20 protein-coding genes are annotated in these 19,168 nt (G+C 71.5%); 10 read left to right on the top strand and 10 right to left on the bottom strand.

Going from position 1 to position 19,168, the window contains the following annotated elements; genetic code table 11:
- Nucleotides 1-12: 12 nt before the first annotated feature.
- The gene (locus AAEP80_RS05450; RefSeq protein ID WP_420366266.1) at nt 13-1,056 is read left to right on the top strand and encodes a hypothetical protein; all 1,044 of its coding nucleotides are present in this window, start codon (nt 13-15) and stop codon (nt 1,054-1,056) included.
- Complete coding sequence (locus AAEP80_RS05445; RefSeq protein WP_420366265.1) at nt 1,053-1,898, top strand: hypothetical protein; 846 nt, start codon at nt 1,053-1,055, stop codon at nt 1,896-1,898. The genes AAEP80_RS05450 and AAEP80_RS05445 overlap by 4 nt, the downstream gene beginning before the upstream one ends.
- On the opposite strand, the gene AAEP80_RS05440 is transcribed toward AAEP80_RS05445, so the two are convergent.
- The 4 genes from AAEP80_RS05440 to AAEP80_RS05425 form a co-directional block, all read right to left on the bottom strand.
- Nucleotides 1,895-3,457: a dihydrolipoamide acetyltransferase family protein gene (locus AAEP80_RS05440; protein ID WP_420366264.1), complete on the bottom strand. Its 1,563-nt coding sequence runs from the start codon at nt 3,455-3,457 to the stop codon at nt 1,895-1,897. The genes AAEP80_RS05445 and AAEP80_RS05440 overlap by 4 nt on opposite strands.
- Nucleotides 3,458-3,498: 41 nt before the next feature.
- Entirely contained in the window at nt 3,499-4,458 is a 960-nt protein-coding gene (locus AAEP80_RS05435) for an alpha-ketoacid dehydrogenase subunit beta (RefSeq protein WP_281267659.1), read from the bottom strand.
- Between the two features lie 86 nt (nt 4,459-4,544).
- Nucleotides 4,545-5,681: a thiamine pyrophosphate-dependent enzyme gene (locus tag AAEP80_RS05430; protein WP_420366263.1), complete on the bottom strand. Its 1,137-nt coding sequence runs from the start codon at nt 5,679-5,681 to the stop codon at nt 4,545-4,547.
- 5 nt (nt 5,682-5,686) lie between these two features.
- Entirely contained in the window at nt 5,687-6,769 is a 1,083-nt protein-coding gene (locus tag AAEP80_RS05425) for a histidinol-phosphate transaminase (RefSeq protein ID WP_420366847.1), read from the bottom strand.
- 46 nt (nt 6,770-6,815) lie between these two features.
- On the opposite strand from AAEP80_RS05425, the gene AAEP80_RS05420 reads away from it, so the two are divergent.
- From AAEP80_RS05420 to AAEP80_RS05405, 4 genes are all read left to right on the top strand, one after another.
- Nucleotides 6,816-7,214 carry a phage holin family protein gene (locus tag AAEP80_RS05420; RefSeq protein WP_420366262.1) on the top strand — a complete coding sequence of 133 codons (399 nt, stop codon included), beginning with the start codon at nt 6,816-6,818 and terminating at the stop codon, nt 7,212-7,214.
- Between the two features lie 56 nt (nt 7,215-7,270).
- On the top strand, nt 7,271-7,714 hold the full coding sequence (locus AAEP80_RS05415; RefSeq protein WP_402728317.1) for a low molecular weight protein-tyrosine-phosphatase: 444 nt from the start codon (nt 7,271-7,273) through the stop codon (nt 7,712-7,714).
- The gene (purB, locus tag AAEP80_RS05410) at nt 7,711-9,096 is read left to right on the top strand and encodes an adenylosuccinate lyase (RefSeq protein ID WP_281266687.1); all 1,386 of its coding nucleotides are present in this window, start codon (nt 7,711-7,713) and stop codon (nt 9,094-9,096) included. Before AAEP80_RS05415 ends, purB begins: the two co-directional genes overlap by 4 nt.
- 189 nt (nt 9,097-9,285) lie before the next feature.
- Nucleotides 9,286-10,473, top strand: a complete 1,188-nt coding sequence (locus tag AAEP80_RS05405) for a hypothetical protein (protein WP_420366261.1) — start codon at nt 9,286-9,288, stop codon at nt 10,471-10,473.
- Here AAEP80_RS05405 and AAEP80_RS05400 read toward each other — a convergent pair.
- Nucleotides 10,463-10,642, bottom strand: coding sequence for a hypothetical protein (locus tag AAEP80_RS05400; protein WP_420366260.1), 180 nt, complete (start codon nt 10,640-10,642; stop codon nt 10,463-10,465). The two genes, AAEP80_RS05405 and AAEP80_RS05400, sit on opposite strands and share 11 nt — an antisense overlap.
- Here AAEP80_RS05400 and AAEP80_RS05395 point away from each other — a divergent pair.
- The gene (locus tag AAEP80_RS05395; RefSeq protein ID WP_420366259.1) at nt 10,617-11,279 is read left to right on the top strand and encodes a L,D-transpeptidase family protein; all 663 of its coding nucleotides are present in this window, start codon (nt 10,617-10,619) and stop codon (nt 11,277-11,279) included. The genes AAEP80_RS05400 and AAEP80_RS05395 overlap by 26 nt on opposite strands.
- Nucleotides 11,280-11,458: 179 nt before the next feature.
- On the opposite strand, the gene AAEP80_RS05390 is transcribed toward AAEP80_RS05395, so the two are convergent.
- A complete protein-coding gene (locus AAEP80_RS05390) occupies nt 11,459-12,367 on the bottom strand; it encodes a LysR family transcriptional regulator (RefSeq protein WP_420366258.1) in 909 nt (302 codons plus the stop codon).
- A 71-nt stretch (nt 12,368-12,438) separates the two neighbouring features.
- Between AAEP80_RS05390 and AAEP80_RS05385 the strand changes: the two genes are divergently transcribed.
- Entirely contained in the window at nt 12,439-13,362 is a 924-nt protein-coding gene (locus tag AAEP80_RS05385; protein WP_420366257.1) for an EamA family transporter, read from the top strand.
- Here AAEP80_RS05385 and AAEP80_RS05380 read toward each other — a convergent pair.
- Both AAEP80_RS05380 and AAEP80_RS05375 read right to left on the bottom strand, forming a co-directional pair.
- Entirely contained in the window at nt 13,331-14,323 is a 993-nt protein-coding gene (locus tag AAEP80_RS05380) for an epimerase (RefSeq protein WP_420366256.1), read from the bottom strand. The two genes, AAEP80_RS05385 and AAEP80_RS05380, sit on opposite strands and share 32 nt — an antisense overlap.
- On the bottom strand, nt 14,320-14,988 hold the full coding sequence (locus tag AAEP80_RS05375; protein ID WP_420366255.1) for a DUF4166 domain-containing protein: 669 nt from the start codon (nt 14,986-14,988) through the stop codon (nt 14,320-14,322). The genes AAEP80_RS05380 and AAEP80_RS05375 overlap by 4 nt, the downstream gene beginning before the upstream one ends.
- Before the next feature lie 47 nt (nt 14,989-15,035).
- Between AAEP80_RS05375 and AAEP80_RS05370 the strand changes: the two genes are divergently transcribed.
- Nucleotides 15,036-15,950 carry a cation diffusion facilitator family transporter gene (locus AAEP80_RS05370; RefSeq protein ID WP_420366254.1) on the top strand — a complete coding sequence of 305 codons (915 nt, stop codon included), beginning with the start codon at nt 15,036-15,038 and terminating at the stop codon, nt 15,948-15,950.
- A 320-nt stretch (nt 15,951-16,270) separates the two neighbouring features.
- Here AAEP80_RS05370 and AAEP80_RS05365 read toward each other — a convergent pair whose 3' ends face one another.
- Together AAEP80_RS05365 and AAEP80_RS05360 are read right to left on the bottom strand one after the other, a co-directional pair.
- Nucleotides 16,271-16,864, bottom strand: coding sequence for a hypothetical protein (locus tag AAEP80_RS05365; RefSeq protein WP_420366253.1), 594 nt, complete (start codon nt 16,862-16,864; stop codon nt 16,271-16,273).
- A gap of 75 nt (nt 16,865-16,939) precedes the next feature.
- On the bottom strand, nt 16,940-18,199 hold the full coding sequence (locus AAEP80_RS05360) for an MFS transporter (protein WP_420366252.1): 1,260 nt from the start codon (nt 18,197-18,199) through the stop codon (nt 16,940-16,942).
- Nucleotides 18,200-18,281: 82 nt separating this feature from the next.
- On the opposite strand from AAEP80_RS05360, the gene AAEP80_RS05355 reads away from it, so the two are divergent.
- A complete protein-coding gene (locus tag AAEP80_RS05355; RefSeq protein ID WP_420366251.1) occupies nt 18,282-19,163 on the top strand; it encodes a LysR family transcriptional regulator in 882 nt (293 codons plus the stop codon).
- Nucleotides 19,164-19,168: the final 5 nt, after the last annotated feature.

Here is a 19,168-nt window from a genome sequence, read left to right as displayed (position 1 = left end):
TACAGTGAAAACGTGCCGATCACTGAAGAGATGCTGCTGCGCGAGTTCCGGCGCACGCTGCCGCCCGGCGCTCTCGACATCACCGCAACGCAGGACGGGCAGCCGTCGGCGCTGCTCCCGGACGGCTCGCGCGTGCAACTGGACCTCAGATGGGCAGGGCTCGGGTACCCGCGCGACGTCGCCGCCGCGCTCGGTCGGGGCCCTGCAGCTGACCAGGGCGGTGACACGGTGCTGATCGTCTGTGCACAGGCGATGTCCGACGGCTCGCGGCGACTGCTCGCCGAACTGGGCATCTCCTGGTTCACGCTCGACGGTGCGGCCTCCCTGCGCATCGGCACGATCTGGGTCGAACGGAGCGCGCGAGCAGATACCTCGCCACGCATCCGGGAGTTCCGATGGTCCAACGCACGTGCGGAGATCACGGAGGTCCTGCTCGACATCGTCGCGAACGGTGCCGCGTGGGAGGACGGGCGGCCGCGGGTCGCCGACGTCGAGACGTTGTCGAGCCTCTCGGGCCGATCACTCGGGTCGGTGGCGGGGACCCTCGCCGGGCTCGACTCGTCGGCGTGGACGGAGCCCGGGCCGGAACCGCGGAGCCGCGCGGTCGCCGATGCGGCCGGACTGCTGGACTCGTGGAGCCGATGGGAGAGCACACGTGCCGCGACGTGGGTGTCGTTCCACACCCTCGACCGTGACCCGTCGCGCATCGAACAGCGACTCGCGTCGGCCTTCGGCACCGGCTTGATCCTCACCGGCAGCACGGCCTCAGAGCTCGTCCGTCCGATGCTGACGGGCGCGAGGCCCGTGACCGCGTACGTCGAGACGGACCAGGAGACACTCGGCGCCGCGGCCGCCGGAGCCCAGATGCTCCCGGCCGACGGTGGCCGGATCCGTCTCAGCCCCGCTCCGTACCAGGTCGCCCGGACGAGCCGGTTCGTCGATGGCCGTCGGACGGCGTCGGCGGTCCGTGTCTACGCCGATCTGCTCGCTGGTTCGGAGCGCGAACGAGAGGCCGCGGAGGTGTACCGATCGACGGAACTGGCGGTGTTCGGGTGAGCGGCCCGGAGCGTGCACGTGACAGCGGGGCACGGCGGCTCGCGGAGTCCGCGCTCGCAGCCTTGCTCCACGCAGCCGGAGACCGCTCGACCGAGCTCGTGCTCATCGGCGGGCTCGTCCCCGAGTACCTCGTCGAAGCCGACGAGCCGCACCAGGGCACCAACGACGTCGATCTCCTCCTCGACATCGGCCTCCAGTACGACCGCGAAGACGACGACTACGCGTGGCTCGAACGGGCCCTCGCGCGGGCCGGGTTCGTGCCGGTCTCCCCGAACGTGGGCTGGCGCTGGATGGTCGACGTCGACGGTTTCCCGGTGGTGGTCGAGTTCCTCACCGACGTCGCCGACGACCTCGACCAGGAGATCGCACTGCCGGGGGTCGCGACGCTCAGCGTGAAGAACCTCCGCGGTCCCGGCCCGGCACTCCGTGACGCCTCCGTCGCGAGCGTCCTCGGCGAGCAGGTCCGGATGACCGATCTCGGCGGGTACCTCGCAGCGAAGGGGGCGGCGGCGTACTGGCGGCGGGCGGACAAGGACCTCTACGACTTCGCCTGGGTGCTCGTCAACGCATCGCGCGCCGATTCGACCCGCGCCGCGATCGCCGTCTCCGCGGTCCTCGACCCGGGCGTCGACCGAGACCGGTGGGGTGCCGTCCTCGGCGTGTGCGCGCTCTTCGAAGCGGTCACCAGCGAGGGAACGGAGGTCTTCGTGTCGACTGCGCTCGCAGCGGGGAGCGAACAGGACGCGAACTCATTGGCCCTCGACGCCGTCCTCGCAGTGCGCCTCTTCCGCGCGGGGCTCCAAGGACAATTCCCGGGAGACGTCACGCGCGCGCAGCCCTAGTCGAGCAGGAGCGCCGGCTCCTCGAGCACCGAGGCCACGTCGTGCACGAACCGCGACGCGACGTCGCCGTCCACCACGCGGTGGTCGAACGAGGCACCGATCGTGGTCACCATGCGCGAGCGGACCTCGCCGTCGACGACCCACGGCTTCGGCTTGATCGTGCCCATCGCGACGATGGCGACCTGCCCCGGGTTCAGGATCGGCGTGCCGGTGTCCATGCCGAACACCCCGATGTTCGTCACGGTGATCGTGCCGTCGGCCATCTCGGCAGGGCTGGTCTTGCCGTCACGCGCCGTGAGCGTCATCTGCTCGAGGGCCTTCGCGAGCTCGAGGAGCGACATGTCCTGCGCGTCCTTGATGTTCGGCACGATGAGCCCGCGGGGGGTCGCCGCCGCGATGCCGAGGTTCACGAAGTGGTGCACGATGATCTCGCGGTCGGTCCACGACGAGTTGACCGAGCGGTTGCGGCGCACGGCCCAGATCACGGCCTTCGCCATGATGAGCAGCGGCGACACCTTGACCCCGGCGAACGTCGGCGAGGACTTCAGCCGCTTGACGAACTCCATGGTGCGGGTCGCGTCGACGTCGACGAACAGGGAGACGTGCGGTGCCGTGAAGGCCGACGTGGTCATCGCGGTCGCGATCGCCTTGCGGACGCCCTTGACCGGGATGGTCTCCTGGCGGACGTCGCCCCACTCGGGCGTCTCGATGTTGCGGAAGACGGTGGCCTGCGTCGCGTGGCGGATCACGTCGTCACGCGTGACCTCGCCGGCGAGCCCGGTCGCGACGACGGTGGTCAGGTCGACCCCGAGGTCCTTCGCGAGCTTCCGGATCGGCGGCTTCGCGATCACCGGCAGCGCGTTGGCGGCGGGAACGCTGGACGGGCGCGCTGGACGCTTGCCCTGCTCGGCAACGGCATCGGCGGTGCTCGCCTCGCCGTCGTCGGTGACCAGGTCGAGGTCGGCTTCCCGACTGGAGGCACGGCTCGCCTCCGCAGCGACGGCTGCGGCCCGGCGGGCGCCCGGCTTCCGGCGAGACGGTGCGCTGGTCGCGGAGCCGTAGCCGACGAGGACGGCGCCGGAGGACTCGTCGGTGCCGATGACCGAGGCGCCGTCGGCTGCCTGGATCGGGGACGCGGGAGCTTCGGCAGCGGGTGCCGGGGCGGGAGCGGGCGCGGCGGGTGCCGGAGCCGGTGCTGCGGGCGTCGAGGCCGCAGGCGTCGCCGGAGGCGTCGGGATGGCGGGCGTCACGTCGGGCGAGACCGGAGCTGCGTCGGCAACCGGAGCCGAGCCTCCCGGCTGTGCCGACGGGACGTGCGCGTCGGACTCGACCCGGATGATCGGCTTGCCGACCTCGACCGTGTCGCCCTCGCTGACGAGCAGCCCGGTGACCTTGCCGGCGAAGGGCGACGGCAGCTCGACGAGGGACTTGGCGGTCTCGATCTCGACGAGGACCTGGTCCACCGCGATGTCGTCGCCGATCGCCACGCGCCACTGCACGATCTCGGCCTCGGTGAGGCCTTCACCCACGTCGGGGAGGGGGAATTCGGCGACGGCCACGTCGGCTCCTTCGTCGGTCGGTCGTGCGGGGATGGTCCGGGTCAGTAGGCGAGGGCGCGGTCGACGGCCTCGAGGACGCGGTCGGCGTCCGGCAGGTGCAAGTGTTCGAGCTTCGAGACCGGGAACGGGATGTCGAACCCGGACACCCGGAGCGGTGGTGCCTGCAGCGTGTAGAAGGTCCGCTCGGCGACCGTCGCGGCGATCTCGCTGCCCACGCTCACGAAGCCGGAGGCTTCCTGCGCGATGACGAGCCGGCCGGTCTTGCGGACCGATGCCAGCAGCGGCTCCCAGTCGATCGGCGAGATCGAGCGGAGGTCGACGACCTCGCAGCTCGTCCCTTCGCCCTCGGCGATGTCCGCGGCCTGCATGAGCGTCGCGACCATGGCACCGTGGCCCACGAGCGTGACCTCGGTGCCGGTGCGGGCGACGCGGGTGGTGTGCATGGGCACGTGCCCGTCGACCAGGTCGACCTGCCCCTTCGGCCAGTACCGCGACTTGGGCTCCATGAAGATCACGGGGTCCTTCGACGCGATCGCCTCCTGGATCATCCAGTAGGCGTCGTTCGGGGTGCTCGGGCTCACCACGCGCAGGCCGGGGGTGTGCGCGAAGTACGTCTCCGGGGACTCCTGGTGGTGCTCCACTGCGCCGATGTGCCCGCCGTAGGGGATGCGGATGACGATCGGCAGCGACATGTGCTCGGGGAGACGGTTCGCCATCTTCGCGAGCTGCGACGTGATCTGGTCGAAGCCGGGCCAGACGAACCCGTCGAACTGGATCTCGATGACGGGCCGGTAGCCGCGGAGCGCCAGGCCGATCGCGGTGCCGATGATGCCGGACTCCGCGAGCGGGGTGTCCATCACGCGGGTGTCGCCGAAGCGTTCCTGCAGGCCCTCGGTGATGCGGAAGACACCGCCGAGGCGGCCGATGTCCTCGCCCATCAGCAGGACCTTGTCGTCCGCCTGCATCGCGGCGGCCAGTCCGGCGTTGAGCGCCTTGGCCATCGGGAGCGTCGGGGTCGGGTCGGTCGGGACCTCGCCGGCGCCCGGGTGCGAGCGCAGCGTGTAGTCGAAGAGCTGCTCGGTGGTGCTCATGCGTGCGATGCTCCGTCCTGGTCGGCTTCGTACGCTTCGAGCCACCCGCGCTGCTCGTCGATCCTGGGGTGGGGCTCGCGGTAGACGTGGTCGAACATCACCTGCATCGGCGGCGCGACGAGCTGCGGGGTGCGCGTGCGGATGTCGGCAGCGACGGCTTCGCCCTCCGCGTCGAACTCGGCGAGCTGGGCGTCGGTGACGCCACGGCTGCGGAGGTAGCCCTCTGACCGGACGATCGGGTCGCGCTCGACCCAGCTCGCGAGCTCGTCGTCGCCGCGGTAGCGGGTCGGGTCGTCGGAGCTGGTGTGCGCACCGATGCGGTACGTCTCGGCCTCGACGAACGCTGGGCCCTGTCCGCTCCTGGCGTGGTCGGTCGCGACCACGCTCGCCGTGTAGGACGCCAGGATGTCGTTGCCGTCGACCTTGATCGCAGGGATGCCGAAGCCGCGGGGCCGGTCGACCAGCGGTGTCGGCGACTGCACCGACACCGGGACCGAGATCGCCCAGTGGTTGTTCTGCAGGAAGAAGACGACCGGTGCCTTGTAGGACGCGGCGAAGACGTACGCCTCGTTCACGTCGCCCTGGCTGGTGGCGCCGTCGCCGAAGTACACGATCGAGCAGGCGTCGCGGTCCGGGTCGCCCGTGCCGACGTCGCCGTCGAGCCGCATGCCCATCGCGTAGCCGGTCGCGTGCAGGGTCTGCGAGCCGATCACGAGCGTCGAGATGTGGGTGTTGCCGCGCTCGTCCGGGTCCCAGCCGCCGTGGGTCAGCCCGCGGTACAGGCTGATGATCTCCATCGGCTCGACACCACGGGTCATCGTGACGGCGTGCTCGCGGTACGACGGGAACACGTGGTCCTGCGGGCGGAGCGCGAACACCGAGCCGACCTGCGCCGCTTCCTGTCCGTGGCTCGGCACCCACAGGCCGAGCTGGCCCGTGCGCTGGAGGTTGTGGGCGGCGTGGTCGAACCGACGGGTGATGACCATGCGACGGTGCATGGCCAGCAGGGTCTCGTCCGGGATCGCCCGCGCGGCGGCGGCGTACTCGGCGTTCTCGTCGGTCTCCACGAACCGGCCCTCTGAGTCGAGGAGCCGGATGGTGGTCGTCGCGGGAGCCGCGGCGTGGAAGGACATGCGGGTCAGCGTAGCGTCCGGGTTCCTGGCGCCGTTGTGAGTCCCCCGACAAGCGAACGCGCCGTTTCGAGGAGCTTGTCGACAGCCTCGTGCTCGCCGATCGAGATGCGGACGCCTTCGTCGGCGAACGCCCGGACGATGATCCCGGCCTGCTCGAACCGCTCGGCGGCGCCCCCCGTTCGCTCCCCCGTCGCGAGCCACACGAAGTTGCCCTGGGCGTCCGGGACGTCCCAGCCCTGGGCGCGCAGCTCCGTGACGATGGTGTCCCGGCGCTCGGCCAGCTCGGCGACGCGCGCCAGGAGCTCGTCCTCGCGCTCCAGGCTCGCGAGCGCTGCCGCCTGGCCCTGCGCCGTCACGCTGAGCGGGATGGCACACGCGCGGACGGCGTCGAGGACGTATGCCGGTCCGAGCGCGTACCCGACGCGGAGGCCGGCGAGGCCGTACGCCTTCGAGAAGGTGCGGAGCACGACGAGGTTCGGGTGGCGCTCCAGCAGCGGGACACCGTGCACGGCGTCGGGATGGGTGACGAACTCGGCGTAGGCCTCGTCCAGGACGACCAGCACGGACTCCGGAACCGCGCCCATGAACGCCTGGAACTCGGCCGCGGTCACGATCGGCCCGGTCGGGTTGTTGGGCGTGCAGACGATCACCATGCGGGTGCGATCGGTCACCGCGGCCGCCATGGCGTCGAGGTCGTGCCCGCCGTCTGCGCGGTTCGGGACTTGCACGCTCGTCGCACCGGCGACCGTGACGACGCCCGGGTACGCCTCGAAGGAGCGCCACGCGTAGACGATCTCGTCACCGGGGCCGGACGTGGCCTTGGCGAGCTCGTGCAGGATCGCGACGCTGCCAGGGGCGATGTGGACCTCGTCGACGGTGGTCCCGAAACGGTTCGCGAGCTCGGCCCGCAGCGCGAGCGCCGAGGCGTCCGGGTAGCGGTTGTACGCCGTCTGCGCCTGCACCGCCTCGATCACGCCGGGCAGCGGCGGGAACGGGTTCTCGTTGCTGGAGAGCTTGAACGCGTCCGCCGCGGCCTGTCGGCCCTGCTTGTAGGCGGGCAGCGATGCGATCTCGGGGCGGATGTGCACAGTCACCTTGCAAGCGTAACCGGCCGGTCCCGGGCATCATGGGTGCATGCGATTCCTCGTCCGCCTCGTCATCAACGCCGTCGCGCTGTGGCTCACCACGCTCATCGTCAGCGGTGTCTCCGTCATCGCCTTCGGGGACGGCGGCGCGATCGCGACCGTCCTCACCTACCTGCTCGTCGCGTTCGTCTTCGGACTCGTCAACGCGGTGATCGGCACGCTCATCCGGATCGTGGCGTTCCCGATCTACATCCTGACCCTCGGTCTCATCTCCCTCGTCGTGAACGCCATCCTGCTGCTCATCGTCGCCGGGATCTCGTCCGCGATCGGCTTCGGCCTGCAAGTCGAGTCGTTCGGCTGGGGTGTCGTCGGCGCCCTCGTGCTCGCCGTCTTCGCATGGCTGATCGGGCTCTTCGCCCGCCCGGTCCTCAACCGTCAGCGCGCGTGACCGGACCGTCGTTCCGGGTGTCGTTCGTCTGCAGCGGGAACATCTGCCGGTCGCCGATGGCCGAGATCGTCTTCGCGAAGATCGTCGAGGACGCCGGTCTGACCGAGCAGTTCCAGGTCGAGTCGGCCGGCACGGGTGACTGGCACGTGGGTGAACCCGCCGACGAGCGCACGATCGCAGCACTCGCGGCGCGCGGATACGATGGCAGCAGGCATCGCGCCCGTCAGTTCGACCCGGACCGGTTCCCGGAACTCGACCTGGTGGTCGCACTCGACCGCTCCCACGAACGCATCCTGCGCTCATGGGCACCCACGATGGACGACGCCGCGAAGGTGACGCTGTTGCTGCGGTACGACGACGCCTGGCCCGAGCAGGCCGACGTTCCGGATCCGTACTACGCGGACCGGCACGAGTTCGACCGGGTCCTCAGCACGGTCGAACGGGCCTGCCGAGCACTCTTCCACCAGATCGAACCGGCCGTCCGCCAGGGAGCACCATGACCCCCCTTCCCCCGCAGCCGATCAGCCCCCTCGACGGGCGGTACTACCCGGTCGTGCACACGGTGGGCGAGCACCTCTCCGAGGCCGGCCTGAACCGTGCCCGCATCACCGTCGAGGTGGAGTGGCTCGTCTTCCTCACCGACCACGCGATGTTCACCACGTCGCCGCTGTCCGTCGACGACAAGGCCGCCCTCCGCGCCGTCGTCACCGACTTCGGCCAGGCGCAGATCGCCGAGCTCGCGGAGATCGAGGCGACGACCCGGCACGATGTCAAGGCGGTCGAGTACTTCGTGCGCCGTCGACTCTCCGACCTCGGCCTCGACGCCATCGCGGAGCTGACGCACTTCGCCTGCACGAGCGAGGACATCAACAACCTCTCCTACGCGCTGACGATCAAGGACGCCGTCGAACAGGTCTGGCTGCCCGCGTTCAAGGCCGTCGTCGCCCGTCTGACCGAGATCGCCACGGAGCTCCGCGCCGTCCCGATGCTCTCCCACACGCACGGGCAGCCCGCGACCCCGACGACGCTCGGCAAGGAGCTCGCGGTGGTCGTGTACCGCCTGGAGCGCGTCCTCGCCCAGATCGAGGGCGGCGAGTACCTCGGCAAGTTCTCCGGCGCCACCGGCACGTTCTCGGCCCACCTCGCCGCGGATCCCGAGGCGGACTGGCCCGCGCTCAGCCGCGAGTTCGTCGAGGGCCTCGGCCTGACGTGGAACCCGCTCACCACGCAGATCGAGTCGCACGACTGGCAGGCGGAGCTCTACGACCGGATCCGTCACGCGAACCGGATCCTGCACAACCTGGCGACCGACGTGTGGACCTACATCTCGATGGGGTACTTCACGCAGATCCCCGTCGCCGGTGCCACGGGCTCGTCGACGATGCCGCACAAGATCAACCCGATCCGCTTCGAGAACGCGGAGGCGAACCTCGAGATCTCGTCGGCGCTCTTCTCGACCCTGTCGGAGACCCTCGTCACGAGCCGCCTGCAGCGCGACCTGACGGACTCCACCACGCAGCGCAACGTCGGTGTCGCGGTCGGGCACTCGCTGCTCGCGCTCGACAACCTCCGTCGCGGGCTCGGCGAGATCGCCGTGAACGAGCAGCGCCTGGCCGAGGACCTCGACGGCAACTGGGAGGTGCTCGGCGAGGCCATCCAGACGGTCATCCGCGCCGAGGTCACCGCCGGGCAGTCCGACATCGAGGACCCCTACGCGATGCTCAAGGAGCTGACCCGCGGCAAGCGCATCGGCCAGCAGGACCTGATCGCGTTCGTGAACGGACTCGACATCTCGGACGGCGCGAAGGCCCGGCTGACGAACCTCACTCCGGCGACCTACACCGGTCTCGCGGACGAGCTCGTCGACCACCTCGAGGTCTGAGCGCCCGCACACCCGCACGTCGAACGCACACCCGGCAGGCCGTCCTGCCGGGTGTGCTGCGTTTTCCGACAGGGATTCCCACCGATCCCCAGGTTCCTGCTAGGTTCGACGAGCTGAGTACAACTCAGGCCGGGGGGCGTCGCAGGAGATGCACCCTGCGTCCCTCACGACCGGATGGAACTCCACACCGTGCTTCGCTCCCGAATCGCCGCGGCCGCCGTCGGCGCCACCGTGCTCGGCGTCACCGCCGCACTCGTCCCCACCGTCTCCAACGCAGCGGACGACTCCGTCGCGCCGGCCACCTCCGTGGTCACGTGGGCCGACAGTGCCGCCGACTTCACCGCCATCGACACCGACTCCTCCACGCCGGCGATCCCGGCCGGCTGGTCCTGGTTGGGCATCCAGCAGGGCGGGAGCGACTACGCGACCTCCCTGGACCAGGTTGCTTCGTTCGGCGCCGACGGCGTCACGGCGAAGGACGGCTCCGCGGTGCTGCTGCTGCACCCGCTGCAGTCCACGGTCGCCCCGAACGCACTCGCCGGACTCATCGACGACGCGGCCGCGAACGCCGGTGGCGACACCGAGGTCGGCCTCCTCGTCGCGAAGGCGAGCTCACCGACCCTCGTCGAGGAGACCGTCTACACGACGGGTGGCCTGCAGGGCGCCGACACCGTCTGGGCCGGCGGGGAGTCGACCGACGAGCTCGCGACACAGCTGCAGGCCGATGGTGACGTCGTCTTCGGGTACGCCGTCGTCCTGAACGGCGCGGCCGCGACGCCGCCCGCGACCGACGAGCCCACGCCGGCCCCGACCGAGACGCCCGCACCGACCGAGACGCCCGCTCCGAGCGAGACCACGGCGCCGACCAACACCCCGGCCGCGCGTTCGGCTGCACCGGAACAGGGTGTCGAGAAGCTCCTGCCGCAGGCATCGGCCGCGAGCACGTTCGCCGCGCGCGCCGCCGTCCCCGCCGACTCCGGCATCGCCGACCTGGTGATCGACGACAGCACGACGTACTTCACCCCGCAGCCCACCGCAGCGGTGTCGAGCACCTCGCTGTCGCTGACCGTCAGCCAGGCCACCAGCACCGGCTTCCCCGTGACGGGGTCCGGCTTCGCACCGGGCGAGACCGTCGGTGTCGCCCTCGCCCAGGGCCAGTCCGGCACCGAGCTGCCGGGAACGCTGACCGCGGACGCCGACGGCAACATCACCGGTACCGTCGTCCTGCCGGCCGGCGCGACCGCCGGTGCCTGGACGCTGGTGTTCGTCGGGACCTCCTCGGCGCAGACCGCCTCGGTCGCGATCACCGTGACCGCCGACCCGGCCGTGGCACCCGTCGCGACCCCGGTCTCGGGTCGGGCGACCTTCACCGGCTGACCTTGCGGTTCATCCCGACCGAGCCACGGCGGCGCGCGACCCTGGTCGCCGCCGCCGTGGCCGTCGTGTGTGCGGGTGCCGTCGCCATCGTCGTGACCAGCACGATGTCCACCGGGACCCCGACGCCGTCCCACAGCGCGGTCGTGGCGACGCCCAGTGCGACGCCCACTCCGCGCGCCTCCGGTTCACCGGCCCCGCAGGACGCGATCGACGCCCCGGCGACGACCACGGTCGCCGCGGCCACGGGTGACTCGGTCCCGGTGAGCGCCGAGCCGGCCGGCGCCGTGACGGAGCACCTGTCCAACCCTCAGAAGTCCGGTGCTCCGCTCGTCCTCCGGGTGGTGGACCAGCGGGACGGCTGGGCGCAGGTGCAGCTCGCGCAGCGCCCGAACGGCAGCACGGGCTGGGTGCCGACGAGCGCCGTGACGCTGTCCAGCACGCCGTACGCGATCGTCGTCACCGAGGCGACGAACACGCTCGACCTGTACAAGGACGGCTCGGTCCTGCACAGCTACCCGGTCGCGACCGGCACCGGCGGCACACCGACCCCCACCGGGCGGTTCGCGCTCACGGAGCTCCTCGCGCCGACGAACGACGGGTACGGGCCGTACGCGTACGGCACGACGGCGTTCTCGGACGTCCTCAACTCCTTCGGCGGCGGCCCCGGTCAGATCGGGCTGCACGGCACCAACGACTCGTCGAGCATCGGGTCGGGCGCCTCGCACGGGTGCGTCCGCATGCACAACGCCGACATCACCGCGCTGGCGAAGCTCCTGCCGCTCGGAACACCCTTCCAGGTCCGCTGACGGTCCGTCCCACAACGTCCGCGATGGGATGTCGGATCGCGCGTGGGTGGTCGGAAGAACCGACCGCCTACGCGCGATTCGACCCCCTACGCGCGATTCGACCCCCGACGCGCGAGTCCGCCTCGTGGTGCGATCTGGCTGACGGGAGGCTCGGGCAGGCCGGTGGGAACCGCACCATCTCAGGTGGTGACGTCCAGGGCGGTGGCGACCAGTGCCTCCAGGACGGTTCGGACCACGGGACGGACTGCACGGTCCTGCCGGACCAGCGCCTCGATCCGGCGGCCGGCGCGGACGTCCGCCAGCTCCGCCAGGTGGAAGCGCCCAGGCGCTCGCGTACCGGAGGTGTAGCGCGGGACGAGCGCGATGCCGTGTCCCGCTGCCACCAGGTTCTCGATCACGGGCAGGTGGATCGTGCGGAACGCGACCTCCGGCGGGGTGTCCGTGGCCGCCGCCATCGCGGTGAGCACCCGGTCGATCGGGTAGTCCTCCGGCACGCCGATCCAGGTCTCGTCGACGACCTCGTCGATGTGCACGCGATCGTGGCCCGACAGCGGGTGTCCGGGCGGCAACGCGACGTCGAGCGGTTCCCGGAGCAGCGGTACGGTCTCGAGCGCCGCCCGGCCGGCGGGAGCGGCACCGTCGGGCCGGTGACCGACGACGACGTCGTGGTCGGCGGTGAGCGGGGCGAACTCCCCCTCGCTGACGTCCACGTCCGACAGGGTCAGCCGGATGCCGGGGTGGGCGCGCATCCGGGTCAGGAGCCCCGGCAGCAGCAGCTCGGCCGCCGACGGGAAGATCGCCAGGTCGACGGTCCCCGATCCGCCGCCGAGGTGTTCCTGCCAGGCCGCATCGACGGTCGCGATCGCGGTGGCGACGCCGTTCGCGAGTCCGGCGAGCACCCGGCCGTGCTCGGTGAGCCGGACGCCGCGGCCGATACGTTCGACGAGCGGAACGCCGACCTGGCGCTGCAGCGTCTGGAGCTGCTGCGAGACCGCGCTCGGCGTGCGGTGGGTGGCCGTCGCGACCGCGGTCACCGAGCCGCGTTCGGCGAGCTCGCGGAGCACCGGCAACAGCGTGACATCGAACATGCAGTGACCCTACAACGTCGGTGCAGAAACGTTCGCTGGTGCTACCGCGTTCGCCGCGCCACCATCGTGGTGTGCTCGTTCGTGACCGTCTTCTCGCCCTCGTCGTCGCCGTCGTCTGGGGACTGAACTTCCCCGCGACGGCGCTCGCCCTGGAGCACTTCCCGCCGTTCCTGCTCGCCGCGATGCGGTTCACGCTGCTGGCGATCCCGACGCTGCTGTTCGTCCCACGGCCGCGGATCCCCTTCGGACGGCTGCTGCTGGTCGGCTTCGGGCTCGGGGTCCTGCAGTTCGCCTTCCTGTACCTCAGCATGGCGTCGGGCATGCCGTCGGGGCTCGCGTCGCTCGTGCTGCAGGCCTCTGCGCCGTTCACGGTCGTGCTCGCCGGGGTGTTCCTCCGCGAGCGACTCACCGGTCGGCAGGTCGCCGGCGTGACGATCGCCGTGTGCGCACTCGCCGCCATCGCCGTGCACCGGTCGCAGACGGCGGCGCTGCTGCCCGTCGTGCTCGCGCTGTGCGGTGCGATGGGGTGGGCGATCGGCAACGTCGCGACACGCCGGGCGGGGGCCGCGAACCCGCTGCACCTGACGCTCTGGTGGTCGGTCGTGCCGCCGATCCCGATGGCCGTGCTGTCGCTGACGGTCGAGGGGCCGGCGCGCATCGGTCACGCGCTCGGAACGGCCTTCACGCCGACAGCACTGCCCGCAGACCTCGGACTGCTCTACATCGTGCTCGTGGCGACGCTCGTCGGGTACGGCATCTGGTCGCGACTGCTGGCGACGTACCCGTCGAGTACCGTCGCACCGTTCTCGATGCTCGTCCCCGTCGTCGGGGTACTCGCATCGTGGGCGGCCTTCGGCGAGGTGCCCGACCTGGTCGAGGTGCTGGCGGGCGCGGTCGTCGTCGGTGGCGTGCTGTGGGCGTCCAGACCGCCGCGTGCCACGGCTCCGGTGGCGTTGCCGGTGCTCAGCCCCGGTGCTGTCGACGCTCGGCGATGATGTTCGCGAGGGCGCCGCGGAGGAGCGGGTACCGGAACTCGTAGCCCGCCTCGACCAGACGTGTCGGGACGACCCACCGGCTCTTCAGCACGAGCTCGGTCTCGGTCGGGATCGCGAACGACCCGATCTCGAGCATCCACCGCCAGGTCGGCAGGCCGAACCGTCGCCCGACGGCGTCCCGGATCGTCGCCATCACCGTGCGGTTGTCCGACGGGTTCGGGCTCGTGACGTTCACGACGCCGTCGATGTCGTCGTGGTCGCGGATGAACCGGACGGAGCCGAGGACGTCCGCGATGTGCACCCAGCTGAACCGCTGCCGGCCCCGGGTGTGCCGGTCGTGGTGGTAGGTGCCCGCGGCCAGGCGCGCCGGCGTCGGGAACCAGGCGCCGTCGTACTGCGGGCCGCCGAGGCCGGCCTGCGCGAGCCGGATCAGCGGGACCAGGGCGCTGCCGTCACCGAGGACGATCGCCATGCGGAGCGCCACACGGCGGGTACCTGGCAGGTCCGTCCCGAAGAAGGCGTCCTCCCACGCGCGGGCGACCCCGACCGAGAAGCCCTCGCCGAGCTCCCCCGTCGCCTCGTCCTGCGGCCGGTCGTCGGCGTGCCGGTAGATCGTCGCGGTCGAGGCGTTCACCCACAGCGGCGGCGGGTGCTCCGACGTGCGGATCGCCTCGGCGAGTTCGAGCGTGGTGTCCACCCGGGAACCGACGATCTCGGCGCGGTTCCGGCGTCCGTAGCGGCAGTTGACGCTCTTGCCGGCCATGTTCACGACGATCGCGGCACCGTCCACGAGCTCGCGGATGCGAAGGGTGTTGCCCCACACGGCATCGCCCGTCCGGCCGATCGTGACGACGTCGTAGCCCTCCTCGCGGAAGGCGTCCTGCAGGTACCTACCCACGAAGCCGCTCGCCCCCGCGATCACCGCGCGGCCCGTGCGCGCGTCGGTGCTGTCGTCGTTCATCCCGTCCCCGTCTCCTCGTCCGGCGCGATCACGTACCGGAACGCCCCCTCGTACCGGTACAGCGTGCCGACGATCGGCGCCGTCAGCACCAGGGACACGCGCTGCAGGTCGGCTTCGTCATCGAATCGTTCCGTGAGCGTCACACGCGGTGCGATCAGGGCCGGGAGGCTCCACTCGCGTCCGAGCGCACGGAACGTCACACGAGTGGAGACCAGGCGCAGGGCACCCGCGTCCGGCCCGTCGGCGTCGACCTCCACGCGCAGTCGGGCGCTGACGCGCCCGTGGCGACCGAGGTGGTCGACCAGGCCCTCCGGTTCAGCGGCGATGGCGTCCACCATCGTGCGGTCTCCGGAGCGGAGGTGGAAGGCGCGGTGCGCGCGGACCGCGACACGAGCCTCCCGGCTGCTGCCCCGGCCGACGCGTGCCGGCCGGTTCTCGACGGTGAAGGGGACCTGCCGTTCCCAGACCGGGAACATCACCGCGTCGCGCGCGAACAGCGCGAGCACCGGCCAGAGCCACCTGCGCGGTGTCCCGACGACGTCGAAGACGCCGTCGCCGCGACCCACGTGCCCCGGTGGGATCGCCCCGAAGTACGTCCGGAGACGGGGGTGCAGCCGTTCGACGACGTCGGGCGTGGTGCTCAGCTCGTAGGGCGACCGGGTCACGCCTCGATCCTGGCATGTCGTCGGTGCGGATCCGTACGATCGTGTGCATGGGACACGACCACGGACACGCGCACGGGGGTGCGAGCGAGCGCGCCCTGTGGGTGGCGTTCTGCATCTCCGCGACGATCCTGCTGGCCGAGGTCGTCGGCGCCGTCGTGACCGGGTCCCTCGCGCTCCTCGTCGACGCCGGACACATGGTCGTCGACACCGGCGGCATCGGGATCGGACTCGTCGCGACACGGCTGGCCCGACGCTCCCCGACCGCACAGCGCACCTGGGGGTTCCAGCGGGCCGAGGTGCTCGGTGCCACCGCGCAGGCGGCGATCCTGCTCGCGGTCGGCGTGTACGTGATCATCTCGGCGATCCAGCGACTGTTCGTGCCCGCCGAGATCCACTCCGGGCCGTTGCTCGTGTTCGGGGTGATCGGGCTCGTCGGGAACCTGGTGGCCTACGCCGTGCTGCTGCGGGCCTCCGGCGAGAACTTCACGTCACGGGCCGCGCGGCTCGAGGTCCTCAACGACACGCTCGGCTCCGTCGCGGTCATCGCCGCGGCCGTCGTGTTGGCGCTGACGGGGTGGGAGCGAGCGGACTCGGTCGCTGCGCTCGTCATCGGTGGGCTGATCCTGCCGCGGGCGATCCGGTTGCTGCGGGAGACCGCGAACGTGCTGCTCGAGGCCACGCCGCCGGGGCTCGACCTGGAGGACGTGCGCGGCCACATGCTGGAGCTCGACCACGTGATCGCGGTGCACGACCTGCACGCGACACTCGTCGCGACCGGGGTGCCGAACCTGACGGCGCACGTGGTGGTGGACGACCACTGCTTCACGACGGCGCACGCCCCGGCGATCCTCGACGAGTTGCAGCAGTGCGTGGCGGAGCACTTCGACGTGCCGGTCGAGCACTCCACGTTCCAGCTCGAGCCCGCGTCGCACCGTCGGCACGAGCACGACGTGCACGCGTAGGGCGGCGGGGCGGCTGGGTCGGTCTGGCGGGGCGGGTCGGCCTGGCGGGGCGGGCCGGCCTGGCGGGCGGGTCCTGGCGGGGCTGTGACGCCGTTGCCGACTCGGAACGACAACGTCGCTGTCGTACGACAACGACGCTGTCGCACCCACGCGCGCGCAACTGCCCGCGCGCGCAACTGCCCGCGCCCGCAACGAACGACAATGTCGCTGTCGTACGACAACGACGCTGTCGTACGGAGTCGGGACGAGGCAGGCGCGGGCGCGCGGGAAGGGCGGGCGCACCACGCGGGACGGGCGCACGGATCGGGCGGCGCGACCCCTCAGCAGTCGTCGTCGTTCGTAGGGTACGCAGTGATCACGCGGTCGGTCGTCGCGGAGACGATGACCTTCACGAAGCCGTCGGGACTCGGCGCGGTCCCGTCGTCGAACCGGACGGCAGCGGCGTAGCAGACCTTGCCGTCGCCGGCGTCGACCGGGAACCCGTCCCGCGGGCTGGTGAGCGCCGTCTGCACCGCGGTGAGCATCGCGTCGTCCCAGTCCCGGTCGCCGTGGCCCGCGAGGACGTCCTCCCAGTCAGCGGTGTGCCGCACGCGGATGTGCTCGTACCCCTGACTCGAGTTCCCGCACTGCAGCACGACGTCGCCGAGCGCGGCCGTGTCGTAGCGAGCGACGGTCGCGCGGGAGTCCCGGTCGCAGGACGCGAGCACGGAGTCACCCGGCAGGTCCGGACCGGTCCGGTCGATGACGACGGAGCCGTCACTCGTCGCGACGGCGGTCGGCGCGGTCGTCGGCCCGGAGAGCACCGGGTCGTCCGCACCCTGCTGCGCGGTGAGGAAGAGCCCACCGGCCACGAGACCGGCGGCCACGACCGCGGCGACACCGGTGACGACGGAACGGTTGCGTCTCGACGGCATGCGGCCAGTATGCCGGAGGTGGGGCGAGCCTCCCGTCCGGTGGACCAGGGCTCCGGACGGGAGGCTCGGGGTGCGTCAGGCGCGCACGGCCAGTCGCGTCCCGGCGACGGCGGCGAGCGCCGCGACGAGCACCACGTACCCGAGGAGCACGGGGAGCGTCGGGAGCACGAGGAGCGCCGCGCCGACCGCCACGACGGGCACCGTCAGCCCGGCGTACGCGACGAGGAACGTCGCCGCGAGCACCCCGCCGCGTTGCTCGGGGCCGACCAGGGCACCTGCGCTCGCGATCGCCGCCCGGAAGAGCAGCCCCACCCCCGCGCCGGCGACGACGCCCCCGCCGATGAACCCGGCGACCTGCAGCAGGACCGCCGCGACACCGAGCACGACGAGCCCGCCGACGAGGAGGACGACACCGAGCCGGATCTGGGCGCGCTGCGAGAGCCGGGCGAACACGAGTTGGGAGACGGAACTCGCGGCGAACACCCCGAAGGTCGTGGCTCCTGCGGCCAGACGGTCGGTCACGTGGAACGTCGAACCGAGGAACGACGGCGCGACCGACGTGAAGAGCCCCTGCACCCCGAAGGCCGCGAACGCCGCGATGCCCGCGGTCCAGAACGCGCCGCCCTTGCCCGCAGGGGCCTGCACGCGCTGCGGTCGGTAGGGCACACGCTCCTCGGGACGACCGACGGTCTCCGGCGCGGCGAGCACCGCCACGAAGGCGACCACGAGCGCGACGACGAACACGATGTACGGCGTCATCAGCGGCTGTCCGACGAACTCCGCCAGCGCTCCGCCGACGAGGGCGCCGAGGGAGAGACCGCCGAGGTTCACGACGCCGGCCGCGACGCTGGCACCCTTCGCGGACGCCTCGCGGCCGGTGGCGCGGACCCGGAGTTCCCCGAGGTGCGCCGTCGCCGTCGCCGTCAGCGTCCCGACGCCGAAGCCCGTGACGAGCCGCGCGACGATCAGCCCGCTGACGTCGTTCCAGACGAGGAACAGCACCGCCGCGACGAGCTCCAGGGCGATCGACACGAGGATGAGCGGCTTCCGCCCGAGGACGTCGCTCAGGTGCCCGGCGAAGTACAGCGACCCGACGACGCCGAGGCCGTACGCGGCGAAGATGATCGTCGTGGTGAACGTGGGGAAGCCGTCGCGTGCCTGGTAGATCACGTACAGCGGCGCGGGGACCGTCGCGAACGCCATCACCGCGAGGAACGCGAACGCCACGGCCCAGAGCCCCGCACCGTGACGGCGACGGCTGTGCGCGCGCCGACCGCGCGGCACCGGAGGGGCGGTGACGGATCCGGTGGAGGGTTCTTCGAGGACGGTTGTCATGCTCCGATGCTCCCGCCATCGCATCATCGGGTCAAACGGATCATCTTGATGGTTTCCATCGATCTGGTCGATGATGGGGTGCATGGAGACCCGACTGCTCGAACAATTCGTCACCGTCGCCGCCGAGGGCAGCGTCACCCGCGCTGCGGAACGGCTCTGGGCAGCGCAGTCGACCGTCTCGGCGGGGATCGCGAGCCTCGAGCGCTCGTTCGGTGTCCGGTTGTTCGAGCGCACCGGCCGGCAGCTCGTCCTCACCACGGCCGGCGAGGACCTCCTCCCGCACGCCAGGGCCGTGCTCGACTCGCTCGACCGGATGCACGACCTCGCCGCCGCGTCGGACGCCGAACTCCGCGGGCGGGTCCGGCTCGGGATCTTCACGAGCATGGACATCGTCGACCTGACCGGGGTGCTCCGCCCGTTCCGGCAGCGCCACCCGCTCGTCGCCGTGGAGCTCATGACGTCCCCGTCCGGGACCACCGGGCTCGTGCAGGACCTGGTGGCTGGACGGCTCGACCTGGCCTACTGCGGCCTGCCGTCGGTGCCCGCCGGCATCGTCGTCGAGCCCCTCCGCGAGATGCGGTTCCGGGTGTTCGTCGCCGCGGACCACCCGCTCGCACGGAGTGGACGCACCTCGGTGTCGCTGACGGAACTCGCCGACGAGTCGTTCATCGACACGGCGCACGGGTTCGGCAACCGGATCATTCTCGACCAGGCGCTCGAGCGACTCGGCATCCGGCGGCGCATCGTCGCGGAGATGAACGACATGCCCGCGGTCATCCGGTTCGCGGCCGCCGGACTCGGGGTCGGCGTGGTGCCGGACTCCGGGGTCCCGCACGACGGCGTGGTCCTCGAGCTCGAGGACCCGGTCGAGCCGCTCCGGGTGGGTCTGGCGATGCGGACGGCACCAGAACCGAACCGAGCGGTGCGGGCGCTCGCGCAGGACATCGTCGCCGCGCGGCAGTGATGCGG

Source organism: Curtobacterium sp. L3-7, from assembly GCF_048756585.1.
Taxonomy (GTDB): Bacteria; Actinomycetota; Actinomycetes; order Actinomycetales; family Microbacteriaceae; genus Curtobacterium.
Note: the sequence above shows the minus strand (reverse complement) of the source record. Positions and strands in the feature narration are given on the sequence as shown.